A 13,574-nucleotide genomic window follows, 5' to 3' on the forward strand; every position below is an offset into this window, starting at 1 on the left:
TGTAGACGTCGATACTTCCGATAGCGGCGAGGAAACGTCCGTCATCGTTGACCTTAGAGCAACTTATTGAAAACTCCGGTTTGAAACCGTGACAAATTTTATGGATTTCTTCGAAATCGTCTTAAGAAGTTCGCGGCTCCGCCGTAAAGTCTGCGAAGCCGCGACGGGCCGATTTGTTTGCCTATTGGGGCACTTGCCGCACCGTGGCCAGGTCTTGGCTGAACTCACTCAGCGTCAGAAGTATCTTTCTTGACTGCTTTCGCGCGTGGCGCGGCCTTCTTGGTGGCGGCAGCTTTTTTCGGAGCCGCGGCCTTGGTCTTGGCGGGAGCCTTGTCGTCCGCAGACTTTGCTGCCTTTTCCTTGGCCGGTGCCTTGCTCTTGGCTGCGGCCTTGGGCTTTCCGCCGCTCTTGCCGCTCTTTTCGGCGAGCAGTGCAAGGGCCTGTTCCACTGTCAGGGCCTGCGGATCGGTGCCCTTGGGCAGGGTCGCGTTGATCTTGCCCCAGGCCACATACGGGCCGTAGCGGCCGTCACGAACGGTGATCTCGCCGCCATCGGGATGGTCACCCAGGCTCTTGAGAGCGGCTGGCGTTGCCCGAGCGCGGGCTCCCTTTTCCTTCTTCTCGGCCAGAACGGCGACGGCGCGGTTGAGGCCCACGACGAAGACTTCGTCGACACTGTCCAGATTGGCATAGACGCCGTCATGGGCAACATAGGGGCCGTAGCGCCCGATGTTGGCTTCGATGACCTTGCCTGTCTCCGGATGGGTTCCAACTTCGCGCGGCAGATCGAGCAGCATGCAGGCGCGGGGCAGGTCCATGCTTTCCACCGACCAGCCCTTGGGCAGGGATGCACGCTTGGGCTTGGCCTCTTCGCCGAGCTGCACGTAGGGCCCGAAACGGCCCGAACGCAAGGACACGTCCATGCCGGTCTTCGGGTCGGCTCCCAGCACCTTCACGCCGTCGGCGCCGAGGGCGGCGTCAGCCTGATCTTCGCCCTGTCCATTGCCGAGCTGGCGCGTGAAGCGGCATTCGGGGTAGTTGGAGCAACCGATGAAACTGCCGAAGCGACCAAGCTTCAGGGACAGCTTGCCCGTACCGCAGGTGGGGCAGGAGCGCGGATCCGATCCGTCACCGCGATCTGGGAAGATATGCGCTGCGAGATCGTCATTCAGGGCGTCAATTACCTCGGCGACCCGGAGTTCCTTCACCTCACCGATGCGGGTGTTGAAGTCGGTCCAGAAGCGACGCAGCACTTCCTGCCACTCGAGCTCACCAGCAGAGATGCGATCGAGATCTTCTTCCAGGCTCGCTGTGAAATCATATTCCACATAGCGCTCGAAGAAACTTTCGAGGAAGGCGGTAACGATGCGGCCCTTGTCCGAGGGGATCAGGCGCTTCTTGTCGATGTCGACATATTCGCGGTCGCGCAGGGTGGCCAGCGTTGCCGCATAGGTGGACGGACGGCCGATGCCGAGCTCTTCCATCTTCTTGACCAGCGTCGCTTCGGTGTAGCGCGGTGGCGGCTCGGTGAAATGCTGGTCGATGGCAACCGACTTGCGTGACAGCGCGTCGCCGACGCTCATCAGCGGCAGGCGCGAGCCGTCCTCGTCTTCCTCGTCGTCGCGGCTTTCCTGATAAAGGGTGAGGAAGCCGTCGAACTTCAGCACGGAGCCGGTGGCGCGCAGGCCCGCCGTCTTGCCGCCGGACTTGGCTGAGATGTCGATGGTGGTGCGCTCGAAATCGGCACTCTGCATCTGGCTGGCGATGGTGCGCTTCCAGATCAGTTCATAGAGGCGAGCCTCGTCGTTTTCGAGATACTTGATGACCGTGGCCGGCAGGCGCCCGAGATCGGTGGGACGAATGGCTTCGTGAGCCTCCTGGGCATTCTTGGCCTTGGTGGAATAGAAGCGCGGCTTTTCCGGCAGGTAACGGTCGCCAAACTCCTGCGAGATCACCTTGCGCGCGGCATTGATGGCTTCGGGCGCGATCTGCACGCCGTCCGTTCGCATGTAGGTGATGAGGCCGACCGTCTCGCCGCCGATGTCCGTGCCCTCATAGAGACGCTGGGCAACCTGCATGGTGCGCTGCGCCGAGAAGCCGAGCTTGCGCGAGGCTTCCTGCTGCAGCGTCGATGTGGTGAACGGCGCCCAGGGATTCCGCTTCTGCGGCTTGGACTCCGCATCGGTGACGGCGAAAGTGGCGCCATTGAGGAAGTCGCGGATTTCTGCCGCGCTCGTTCCGTCCTTGACGTCGAGGCGGGTCATCTTCTTGCCGGCCCATTCGCTGAGGCGTGCCTCGAACTCTTCCCCCTTGGGAGTGGCGAGCCTGGCCAGAACCGACCAATATTCCTGCGGACGGAAGGTCTCGATCTCGTTCTCGCGGTCGCAGACAAGGCGCAACGCCACAGACTGAACGCGACCGGCCGAGCGGGCGCCCGGCAGTTTGCGCCAGAGCACGGGCGAGAGCGTGAAACCGACGAGATAGTCCAAGGCGCGGCGCGCCAGATAGGCGGCGACCAGCGGCTGGTCCACGTCGCGCGGCTTGGCCATGGCATCAAGCACGGCCTGCTTGGTGATGGCGTTGAAAACGACGCGCTGAATTGTCTTGCCCTTGAGGGCACGCTTGGCGCCCAGCACTTCCAGCACGTGCCAGGAAATGGCTTCCCCTTCGCGATCAGGGTCGGTTGCCAGAATGAGGCGGTCGGCAGACTTGAGAGCTGTCGCGATATCGGCAAGGCGCTTGGCGGACTTTCCGTCGGTTTCCCACTTCATGGAGAAATCTTCGTCGGGAAGCACCGAACCGTCCTTGGCGGGAAGGTCTCGGACATGACCGTAGGACGCGAGGACCGTGTAGTCGCGGCCAAGGTACTTGTTGATGGTTTTCGCCTTGGCGGGCGATTCAACGACTACAACATTCATAGGGTCCGCCGATCTCTATGGCCTCTGTGCAACGGCCCTCTTTAAGAGCGTGGTTGGTTTTGTGCAAGAGCAAGTCCGGTGCGCCTGTTGCGAGAAACACGCTGGGAGCCCTGCGATTCGCAATTGCGCTCATGCCACGCTTGGGAAAAGTTGCAACAACTTGCAGCTATGAGTTGCTTTTCGCTCTCTGGTTCAGGCCCTCCGAGGCGATCAAGCTCGTTCATTCCAGCGATCCTTGATGCGATTTATCGCCTATTGATAGTTGCTGTTGCCGCTTAGCAATTAAATGGCGTATGTTGACTTTCGGTTGTGGTGACTTGGTGGTGGGGTGAATTTCCACGGTGTATCGTCATTCCGGTCGATCATTCATTGAGGGGTGGAATGAAAATGTTTAACAGTGGAGACGGTTCAGTGCAGACGCCGAACGAGAAGGCTGAGTTTATTGGGCGCATGAGTCAGGAACTTAGCCGATTGGCCAATGGAGCCGGATTTCCGTTTCTGGCCTTCATCTTGGACATGGCAGCCGAGGAAGCAGCGCTCTCACGCTCGTCCAACCGCTTGCAGGTGCGCAGCAAGCAGGGTGAGAATGTTGATATTCAGAGGCTCATTACACGCTGAGCACCAATCAAAAAATTGGTTCCGGAAAATCTGGTTGTATCGGATGCGGTAGAAGCGGCCTTGACCTTCAGTCTATGAGCGAAACGAGTTGATTTCCGTGACGCTCAAGTCGCCCGGCCAGATCGAGCTCCAGTAGAATGATTGATACAACCTTTGATTTAAGTCCGGTGTGCAAAATGATGTCGTCCACTGCAACCGGCGTCGGGCCCAGAGACGAAATGACCAGATTGCGTGCTTCCATGTCGATGGCGTCAGGCAATTCTTCGTCTCCCGCCGGTTCTTCGACATGTCCCCGGGACGATATGTCTCTGTGCATTTGCGGCCCAAGCACGGACAGCACATCGGCCGCCGATGTTACCAAAGTTGCGCCGTCGCGGATCAACCGGTTGGTGCCCTCGGCCCGCGGATCAAGCGGTGAGCCTGGAACGGCAAAGACCTCGCGGCCCTGATCGAGTGCAAAGCGCGCGGTGTGGAGCGTGCCTGAGCGGGCTGCAGCCTCAACGACGACGACACCCAGGCTCATGCCCGAGACGATGCGATTGCGCCGAGGAAAGTCCTTGGCTCTCGGGGCCCAGCCGAAGGGCATCTCCGTGAGAATGGCTCCGCCTGCGGCGACGATTTCGTCGATGAGCCCACGGTGCTCCTCGGGATAGACGTGATCGATGCCACCGGCCACTACCGCGATCGTTCCCCCCGTCAGCGAAGCCCGGTGGGCAGCGGCGTCAATACCGCGCGCCAATCCCGACACGACGACGACACCGGTATCGGCAAGGCCGCGACCGATCCGCTCGGCCATCTTCTGACCGGCGATGGAAGCATTGCGCGAGCCGACGATGGCGACGGTGGCTCGGCTCACAAGTTCCACCGAGCCGCCCTGCAGGGCGATCAATGGCGGTGGTGCGGCGATTTCCTTGAGATAAAGGGGGTACAGCGGTTCCCCAATTGCGACGATGCGTGCGCCGAAGCGAGCCGTCGTGTCCATCTCGCGCTCGGCATCCGCCCGAGAGGGTATGGAGATGCCGGAGTGCGCTCCGCCACGGCGGGCCATGGCGGGGAGGGCGTCAAGTGCGGCCTCTGCGGAGCCAAAATGGTTGATGAGGCTGCGGAAGGTTGCCGGACCGACATTCTCGGACCGGATGAGACGAAGCCAGGAGACCCGTTGGTCGTGAGACAGTTCAACCATGAGGCCTCCTGGATTGAATCATGATTTCTTGCCGATCTTGCCTTCGGTCCCGGCGAGAAGCCGCTCTATGTTGGCCTTGTGCTTGACCCAGACAATGATGGAGAGAATGCCGAACATGACGGCCATGCGAGGCTCGCCAAGTCCCCAGAGTGCAACCGGAATGACGACGGTGGCCGTCAACGCGGCCAGCGAGGAGTAGCGGAAGAAATAGGCCATGCCGAGCCAGACGCCGGCGAAGATCAGCACAGCAGGCCAGAACAGGCCGAGCAGGATGCCGATATAGGTGGCAACGCCCTTGCCGCCTTTGAATCCGAGCCAGATCGGAAAAAGGTGGCCGAGGAAGGCGCCGAAACCTGCGACAATGGCAAGGTCCATGCTGAACTGACGGGCGATGAGAACCGCGGCGGTGCCCTTGAAGGCGTCGAGCAGCAGCGTGGCAGCGGCGAGGCCCTTGCGCCCCGTGCGCAACACGTTGGTGGCACCGATGTTGCCCGAACCGATCGCGCGAACGTCGCCCAGCCCTGCCGCCTTGGTCAGCAGCAGCCCGAAGGGAATGGATCCCAGCAGATAGCCGCCTGCGAGGGCCAGGAGCAGAAAGGTCAGGGGTTCAGAGAACTCGAACATGGTTGCCTCAAGCAATCGAGAATAGAAATATCCGATGCACGGTTGTGTGTCACGGGAAATTGCAACGCACTTCCGGCTGCGAATGGTCAGCGCGCATAACGCTGGACCCCGCCAACGAATGTCCGCCGGACACGCCCGGTAAAGCGCGCGTTCTCATAGGGCGTATTCTTGGCGCGCGAGATGATGTCGCGGCTGGTCAGAACCCAGGGCTCTTCGGGATCGACGACGATCACGTCGGCCGGGCTGCCAACCTTCAGCGTGCCAGCATCGAGCCCCGCCAGCGCGGCAGGACGGGTGGCCATCGCTTCAATCAGGCGCGACAAGGTGAGGTCGCCCGCGTGAACCAGTCGGAGGCCGGCGGCCAGGAAGGTCTCCAGGCCAATGGCTCCGTCAGCGGCTTCGGCAAAGGGCAGGCGCTTGGTCTCGACGTCTTGCGGATCGTGGCCCGAGACGATGATGTCGATGGTGCCGGAGGCAACCGCTTCGACAAGCGCCTGACGGTCGTCCTCGCTGCGCAACGGTGGCGACAGTTTGAAGAAGGTGCGGTAGGCCCCGATGTCGATCTCGTTGAGCGTCAGGTGAGCGACGGAAACCGAACTGGTTGCCCTGATACCGGCATCCTTGGCCCAAGCCATCAGGGTAGGGGCCTCTGCCGTCGACAGCAGCGAAGCGTGGTAGCGCCCACCGGCAAGGCGCGCGATGCGCAGGTCACGCGCGAGTACCGTGGTTTCCGCTTCTGAGGGAATGCCGCCCAGTCCCAGGCGTACGGCAGCTTCCGACAGGTTCATCACGCCCGAGCCCTTGAGGTCCTGATCCTCCGGGCGATTGCAGATCAGGGCATTGAAGTCCTTGCCATAGGTCAGGGCGCGCCGCAGCACCTGGGCATTGGACACAGTGCCCCGCCCGGAGGTGAAGCCGACCGCCCCGGCCTCGCCAAGAAGGCCGAACTCGGTCAGTTCGCCGCCCTCCTGCCGCTTGGTGAGGGCTGCCATGACGCGGACGCGTGCGGCTGAGGTTTCCTGCGCACGGGCCTGAACGAAGTTGACGAGCGCAGGATCGTCGATGCACGGCTCCGTATCGGGCTGCACGACCATGGTGGTGATGCCGCCTGCGACCGCCGCACGACCTGCGGACGCTAGGGTTTCGCGATGCTCGTGGCCCGGCTCGCCCACATGGGCGCAGAGATCGACCAGACCGGGGGCGACCACCATGCCCTGGCAGTCGATCACTTCGGCTCCCTCGGGGGCGCCGTTGTTGAGGGCGCCTGCTCCGACGGCAACAATGCGACCGTCTTCCATGAGAAGGCCGCCGGGACCATCGAGATTCTGCGAGGGGTCGACGATGTGGGCGTTCGTCAGGAGAACGGGGCGGGTATCTGTTGTGCGCTGTCCAGCCATCACAGGGCCTCCCCGCCATTGCCGCTTGAGTGCACGACGGCACCGAGCACGGCCATGCGCACGGCAACCCCCATTTCCACCTGTTCGCGAATGAGGCTTTGCGGGCCATCGGCAACCGCAGGATCAATCTCGACGCCGCGGTTCATCGGGCCAGGGTGCATGACGAAGGCATCGGGCTTGGCATAGGAGAGCTTCTTCTCGTCGAGGCCCCAGTAGCGGAAGTACTCGCGCACCGACGGCACGAAGCTGCCTTGCATGCGCTCGCGCTGCAGGCGCAGCATCATGACGATATCAGCGTCCTGCAGCCCTTCCTTCATGGAGGTGGTGACTTCCAGCCCCATATCGCGGAAAGCGCCGGGCACCAGGGTCGACGGGCCGATCAGGCGAACGCGCGCGCCGAGGGCAGTCAGCAGAAGAATGTTTGAGCGGGCTACGCGGCTGTGGGCCACGTCGCCGCAGATGGCGACGGTCAAGCCTTCGATACGTCCCTTGTGTCGGCGAATGGTCAAGGCATCGAGCAGGGCCTGGGTCGGGTGCTCGTGGCTGCCATCACCGGCGTTGACGACCGAGCAGTCTACCTTCTGCGCCAGCAGTGCGACGGCGCCGGAGGCATTGTGCCGCACCACGATGACGTCGGGGTTCATGGCGTTCAGTGTCACGGCGGTGTCGATCAGGGTTTCGCCCTTCTTCACCGAAGAGGAGCCGACCTGCATGTTCATGACGTCGGCGCCGAGCCTCTTGCCCGCCAGTTCAAACGAGGACTGCGTCCGCGTCGAGGCTTCGAAGAACAGATTGATCTGCGTCCGCCCTCGAAGAAGATCGCCCTTTTTCTTGGGCTGGCGGCCGAGTTCGATGTTTGCTTCGGCTCGGTCCAGAAGGTCGAGCAGTTCAAGCTTCGACAGGCCTTCGATCCCGAGGAGATGCGGGCGGTTGAAGCCATAGGGGTTTGGCGCGGATTTCGTCATGAGTGAGCGTGATAGATGCCTTTGGCATCGGCGGCAAGCTGGCGCAAATCCCTTGAACAGAATTCTTGTCCGCGGGGACGAGTCCTGCGCCGGCGGAAGATCCGCTCGGCGCAATCGCCACTGGTTTGCAACAATGCTTGCGCTATACCGGATGCAGTCGGTGTTCGCCAGAGCGAGTGCCGGACGCCCTTCCTCGCTGGCGCAGTGCATTGCGCCGGCTCTGCCTTTGAGAATGCGGCCATGTCGATCGATCTGCCTAAGATTGGCAGTCCTTCCCCTCTGTTGCGCTGGTTGGTCTTGCTAGTGGGGTCGGCCCTGCTGGCGGGGGCACTGGAGTTTGTCCAGTTGCCTGCAGCCTTGTTGCTCGGCCCGATGCTGGTCTCCGTCTTTCTCAGTACGCGAGACATGGGCGTCGTGGTTCCGCGGCCTGTCTTCTTCATCGCGCAGGGCATCGTCGGAACCATGATCGGGCGGGCCATGCCTCCGGCCGTCTTTGGCGAGATCTTCAGCATCTGGCCCATCATTCTGACCGGCGTGTTGTTCGTGGTTGTCGCAAGCAACTTGCTTGGCTGGTTGATCGCAAGGTCGCAGGTGCTGCCGGGCACGACGGCGATCTGGGGGGCTTCGCCAGGAGCGGCGACCGCCATGGTCATCATGGCCGAAGCCTACGGCGGCGACATGCGGCTTGTGGCGATGATGCAATATCTCCGCGTGATCATGGTGGCGAGTGCGGCAAGTCTCGTGGCGCGCCTTTATCTTGGCGGTTCGCTGGCAGCACTGCCGTCGGTGAACTGGTTTGGTCCGGTCGACTGGCCAAACTTCGCCCTGACGATGGCGGTGATCGCCGCGGGGCTGATCCTGTCCAGGCTGCTCCGTATGGCCACCGGGCCAATGATCCTGCCGATGGCCCTTGCCATCGCCTTGCAGTACTTCGGTCTGGTCAAGATCGAGCTGCCGCCCTTGCTGCTCGCGCTCTGCAACACGGTGATCGGCTGGAGCATCGGCATGCGTTTCACGCGCGACATACTCGGCTATGCCGCGCGAGCGCTCCCAACGATGATCCTCTCCATCGCGGTGTTGATCGCAGTCTGCGCCTTGTTCGGCTGGGGGCTGGCGCATTGGGCCAACGTGGACCCTCTGACGGCCTATCTGGCTTCGAGCCCGGGGGGCGCCGATTCCGTCGCTATCATCGCGGCCTCCATCAAGGTCGACGTTCCCTTCGTCATGGCCATGCAGACGATGCGCTTCTTTGTCGTGCTGCTGACCGGTCCAGCGCTGGCCCGCTTCATTGCCGGGCGGGTTGCGCCGGCGGAATAGCCGGTCAGGTGCCGCAGAAGGTGGCCATGACGCGTTCGTGCGGCTTGGGCGGCATGGCCTGTCGTTCCGCATCCGGCTGATCCTCAAAGGGGCGGGACAGGATCTGGTGCAGCCGGTCGAAGGGCGCAAAGTCGTCGCGCTCTATGGCCGCCTCGATGATTTCTTCCAAGAGGTGGTTGCGTGGAATGAAGGCGGGGTTGATCCGCCGCATGGCCCTGCGGGTCTCTTCGGCGGAGCGCTGCTGGCCGGCAAGACGGTGACGCCATGTGTCAAGCCACGGAGCTATGGCGTCTCGACTCTCGAAAAGGTCGAACAGAGCACCGTCGGCGTCGGAGGCGACGGCGCAATCAGCCAAACGCCGGAAGGCGAGCGTGAAATCCGCATTGCCGGTGCGCATGGCTTCGAGCCAGACCTTGACGAGATCGAGGTCACCCTCCTGAGCCTCCGTCAGGCCGAGCTTTTCGCCAAGACCGTTCTGGTAGCACTGCTCGAAGGTAGAGGAGTAGTCGTTCAGAATCTCCATGACGGCGTCCATCGCGGGCTTCTCGCCAAGTGCCGGCACGATTAGCGGCAGCAAGCACTCTGCGAGACGGGCGAGGTTCCACTGGGCGATTCTGGGCTGATTGCCGTAGGCATAGCGGCCGCCCTGATCGATGGAGCTCAGCACCATCGAGGGATCGTAGGCATCCATGAAGGCGCAGGGGCCGTAGTCGATGGTTTCGCCGGATATGGCCATGTTGTCGGTATTCATGACGCCGTGGATGAATCCAACATTGATCCAGCGGGCAATCAGATCGGCCTGACGCGTTGCGATGGCCTTGAAGAGCGCAAGCGCCGGCACGGCTTCACTGGCAGCTTCTGGATAGAGGCGGGCGATCACGTGATCGGCCAGTAGCCCCAGCGCTTCGGTATCCTTGCGGGCCGCAAAATACTGGAAGGTGCCCACTCGAACATGGCTGAGGGCGACGCGGGTGATCACGGCGCCGGGCAGGACACGCTCGCGGTAGACTGAAGAGCCGGTCAACACCGCGGCGAGGGCGCGTGTCGTTGGCACGCCGAGTGCGGCCATGGCTTCGCTGACGATATATTCGCGCAGCACCGGGCCGAGTGCCGCCCTGCCATCGCCCCGGCGGGAGAAGGCTGTGCGGCCCGCGCCCTTGAGTTGGATGTCGCGCCGTTTGCCATTGCGGTCGATGATCTCGCCGAGCAGGATCGCCCGTCCGTCGCCGAGCTGCGGCACGAAGTTGCCGAACTGGTGGCCGGCATAGGCCATGGCAATCGGCTCCGAGCCCTCGAAGATCTGATTGCCGGAGAGCATCGCCAGACCCTGCTCAGACTGCAGCGCATCCGGATCAAGCATCAACTCCTGAGCCAGCGGCCGGTTGAGTGCGACGAGGCGCGGGGAGACCGCGGGTTCGGGGATTGCGGGCGCGAAGAAGCGATCAGGCAGTCGGACATAGGTGTTGTCGAAAGCGACCGAGAGCGTCATGCAACCCAACTCCGCAACATGGTTAAAATTCAGGCTTGCCAAAGCAGCCTCGGATTCCCTAGGTTCTTCAACGTATCACGGATGATTTGCGGGTATAGGCGAACCTTTTGGGCAGCCAGGAGGCTTTGAGGGATTCTGACTAAAATCTGATTGCTAAAACAACGTGTTGTCTGGCTATGAGCCGTTTGCGCCTTTTGCCTTCGATAACGCAGATTTGTTGGGCCAAGCTTGGCTTGGCTGAGGCAGTATTGTCGTCGATTTGCCGGGCTCTAGTGCTGGAAGTTGAGCTTCCACGTTAGCATGAGCGCATTGATGTTTTACATCAATACTTTAGCTGCTCGATACAACTCATTGATAAATAAATATAATTGCTTTTTGCTGTGATCTTGGTTGATATCAGCAGAATGCCGATTTTCTTTCCCCAAAATGCCATCGGCACACCGACGTTTTGGCCGATGTCTGGTCCGACTCCCTATACGTGATTTTCTGTAGCATATCCTTCGGCGAGGCCGCTGTTTCCTGAAGCCAGCTGGGGCATGGGCGGGGGCCTAGGCTGCGCGCCCGACCTCTTCCAGTGCTCGTCCAAGTACGTCGAAGATGCGGGGATCAGTGCATTGGGCGACATTGAAGCGCATGAAGCTGCTGCAGTCCTTGGCGAGGCTGAAGACGTTTCCGGGCGCAAAGACGACGCGCTGGGCGAGGCCAACCCGGGCCACTTCCGCAGCGTCGATGCCGCCTGGCAGGCGAGTCCACAGGAAGATGCCGCCACGCGGTTCGATCCATGGCACGACGCCGAGGGCGGCGAGCCGGCGGACGGTTTCCCCCGTCGCTTCGGCGAGGCGAGCCTTCATGGACTCTACATGGCGACGCCAAGCGTTGTCGGTCAGGATTGCATAGACGAGGGCTGCGCCGACGCGGGAGTTGCCGAAGCTGGTGGTCACCTTGAGGTCGATGAGCGGTTCAATCCAGCTTTCCTTGACGATGACATAGCCGGTACGGACTGCGGGCGTGATCGTCTTTGAAAAGCCGCCGACCTGGATCACACGATCGAAGCCGTCGAAGGTGGCGAGGCGCGGTGTCGGGGTGGTTTCGAAGGACGCGAAGATCTCGTCCTCGACGATCAGCAGCTCATGTTCCGCCGCCAGCTTCAACATGCGGTGCGCCACGTGAGGGGCGATGGAGGCGCCGGTAGGGTTATGGAACACCGAGTTTGTGAGATAGAGCCTCGGTCGGTTCTCGATCAGATTGCGCTCGAAGGCGACGAGGTCGGGGCCGGTAGGGGTGAAGGGTGTGCTGACGACGCGGACGCGATGGGCTTTCAGCGTGGCCAGGAAGTTGAAGTAGCAAGGGTCGTCGACGAGGACGGTGTCGCCGGGTTCCAAGAGGAAACGGCAAACCAGATCGATGGCCTGCGAGCCGGAGTCCGTCAGGATCACCTGGTCGGGTGATACGGTGACGCCACGTTCCACCATGCGCCTTGCGATCGACTGGCGCAGCGGTGGCAGGCCTAGCGGCTGATCGTAGTCGGACAGATTGAGGGAGGTGTCCCGGGACAGGGCGCGCATGGCCTTGCGGATTTCCGTTTCCGGGGTCCAGCTGGCGGGCAACCAGCCGCAGCCCGGTTTTAGCGATTCCTCGCGCGAATCCAGGGATTGGCGGGACACCCAGAGCGGGTCGACAGCGCGATCGAGTTTCGGACCGATGTCGGCCAGCGAGAGGGGTGGCATATGGCCGGCCACATAGAAGCCAGAGCCCGGACGGGCGGTGATGACGCCTTCGGCAACGAGCCGGTCATAGGCTTCCACCACGGTCGATTTGGAAATGCCAAGGCGGTCGGCGAGGGCCCGGATGGAGGGAAGGCGTGCGCCAGGAGTGAGGGATCTCGAGGAAATGCGGTCTCGAATTGAGTCTCCAACCCGCTCCACAAGGGTTTTTTCCTGTGGTGTCGACACTTTGTCCCGCATGTGTACTGCTCTTGTCTTGGTACAGTTTAATCGGACTGTATTGAAGTATACCTCGACGGTAAAGGTCGGACATGACACCTCTCGGCCAGGGTAGCCTCGGGAAAAATCCTGAGCGGGCAAAGTGAGGCAGCCATGGATGACGGTCGGAGCGGGTTTCTGAACGGATTGACGGGGGTGGCGATCTTTTCCGGGTCGCTGCCAGCGACACGAGTCGCGGTGCAGGCCTTCGACCCGTTATTTTTGACAGTTGCGCGGGGATCCATCGCCGCGCTTCTGGCGATCTCCTTTCTGGTCGTGACGCGCGCCAGGCGGCCCACGGGACCGCAGTTTGCGCTGCTGGCTGTGGTGTCCATGGGGGTGGTGATTGGCTTTCCGCTGCTGTCGGCGCTGGCGCTTCGCCATGTGACCTCGGCGCATGCCATGCTGTTCATCGGACTGTTGCCGCTGTCCACCGCGGCCTTTGCGGTTCTGTTCGGCAAGGAACGGCCGCAACCCGCGTTCTGGCTGTTTTCGCTCATGGGCAGTGCCCTCGTCGGAGCCTATGCGTTGCGCGATGGCTTCTCGGGATCGATGGTGGGGGACGGTGCCATGCTGGCCGCCGTCGTGGTCTGCGGTCTCGGCTATGCCGAAGGTGCCCGCCTGTCGCGTGAACTCGGCGGGACAGAGGTGATCTCCTGGGCACTCGTCCTGGCACTGCCGGCGATGGTGCCCTTGGCTTTGTACTTTGCGCCTGCCAGCCTCGATGTTCCCGCTTCCGCCTGGGTCGGCCTTGCCTATGTGTCTGTATTCTCGATGTTTGTCGGCTTTCTCTTCTGGTATCGCGGTCTGGCGCAAGGCGGGGTTGGACGCGTCGGGCAACTGCAGTTGCTGCAGCCCTTCATGGGACTGATCCTTGCTGCCCTGCTGCTGGGAGAGCAGGTGGGCTGGGCCATGGTGGCCGTGACAGCGGGCGTCGTGCTATGCGTGGCCGGCGCGCGTCGGTTCGCGGCCTGACGCCGGCCAGGGTCCGTTGAACTTCTTAGGGTGGCGCAAGTGACTTGATTGCGAAGCTTCGGCCCGTCTATCAAGCGAGAAAGTGGATTGCCTGCCGGAGGAATAT

The 13,574-nt window shown here is 62.0% G+C and carries 10 protein-coding genes; 3 read left to right on the plus strand and 7 right to left on the minus strand.

Features of this window, described 5'->3' with window-relative positions; translation table 11 throughout:
• Window positions 1-224: 224 nt before the first annotated feature.
• The gene (gene topA, locus L2I41_RS00495; protein WP_237151536.1) at window positions 225-2,918 is read right to left on the minus strand and encodes a type I DNA topoisomerase; all 2,694 of its coding nucleotides are present in this window, start codon (window positions 2,916-2,918) and stop codon (window positions 225-227) included.
• Between the two features lie 381 nt (window positions 2,919-3,299).
• Between topA and L2I41_RS00500 the strand changes: the two genes are divergently transcribed.
• The gene (locus tag L2I41_RS00500; protein ID WP_237151537.1) at window positions 3,300-3,536 is read left to right on the plus strand and encodes a hypothetical protein; all 237 of its coding nucleotides are present in this window, start codon (window positions 3,300-3,302) and stop codon (window positions 3,534-3,536) included.
• 67 nt (window positions 3,537-3,603) lie between these two features.
• On the opposite strand, the gene dprA is transcribed toward L2I41_RS00500, so the two are convergent.
• From dprA to L2I41_RS00520, 4 genes are all read right to left on the minus strand, one after another.
• On the minus strand, window positions 3,604-4,719 hold the full coding sequence (gene dprA / locus L2I41_RS00505) for a DNA-processing protein DprA (RefSeq protein WP_237151538.1): 1,116 nt from the start codon (window positions 4,717-4,719) through the stop codon (window positions 3,604-3,606).
• An 18-nt stretch (window positions 4,720-4,737) separates the two neighbouring features.
• Window positions 4,738-5,343: a glycerol-3-phosphate 1-O-acyltransferase PlsY gene (plsY, locus tag L2I41_RS00510; protein WP_237151539.1), complete on the minus strand. Its 606-nt coding sequence runs from the start codon at window positions 5,341-5,343 to the stop codon at window positions 4,738-4,740.
• A gap of 86 nt (window positions 5,344-5,429) precedes the next feature.
• On the minus strand, window positions 5,430-6,740 hold the full coding sequence (pyrC, locus tag L2I41_RS00515; RefSeq protein WP_237151540.1) for a dihydroorotase: 1,311 nt from the start codon (window positions 6,738-6,740) through the stop codon (window positions 5,430-5,432).
• Window positions 6,740-7,705: an aspartate carbamoyltransferase catalytic subunit gene (locus L2I41_RS00520; protein ID WP_237151541.1), complete on the minus strand. Its 966-nt coding sequence runs from the start codon at window positions 7,703-7,705 to the stop codon at window positions 6,740-6,742. Before L2I41_RS00520 ends, pyrC begins: the two co-directional genes overlap by 1 nt.
• Window positions 7,706-7,945: 240 nt before the next feature.
• Between L2I41_RS00520 and L2I41_RS00525 the strand changes: the two genes are divergently transcribed.
• Complete coding sequence (locus L2I41_RS00525) at window positions 7,946-9,022, plus strand: AbrB family transcriptional regulator (RefSeq protein ID WP_255720052.1); 1,077 nt, start codon at window positions 7,946-7,948, stop codon at window positions 9,020-9,022.
• A 4-nt stretch (window positions 9,023-9,026) separates the two neighbouring features.
• On the opposite strand, the gene L2I41_RS00530 is transcribed toward L2I41_RS00525, so the two are convergent.
• Both L2I41_RS00530 and L2I41_RS00535 read right to left on the minus strand, forming a co-directional pair.
• Window positions 9,027-10,511: a protein adenylyltransferase SelO gene (locus L2I41_RS00530; protein ID WP_237151543.1), complete on the minus strand. Its 1,485-nt coding sequence runs from the start codon at window positions 10,509-10,511 to the stop codon at window positions 9,027-9,029.
• Window positions 10,512-11,059: 548 nt separating this feature from the next.
• Window positions 11,060-12,475, minus strand: coding sequence for an aminotransferase-like domain-containing protein (locus L2I41_RS00535; RefSeq protein WP_237151544.1), 1,416 nt, complete (start codon window positions 12,473-12,475; stop codon window positions 11,060-11,062).
• Between the two features lie 132 nt (window positions 12,476-12,607).
• Between L2I41_RS00535 and L2I41_RS00540 the strand changes: the two genes are divergently transcribed.
• A complete protein-coding gene (locus tag L2I41_RS00540; RefSeq protein ID WP_237151545.1) occupies window positions 12,608-13,468 on the plus strand; it encodes a DMT family transporter in 861 nt (286 codons plus the stop codon).
• Window positions 13,469-13,574: the final 106 nt, after the last annotated feature.

This window comes from Oryzibacter oryziterrae, from assembly GCF_021864535.1.
In the GTDB taxonomy this organism is placed as follows: Bacteria; Pseudomonadota; Alphaproteobacteria; order Rhizobiales; family Pleomorphomonadaceae; genus Pleomorphomonas; species Pleomorphomonas oryziterrae.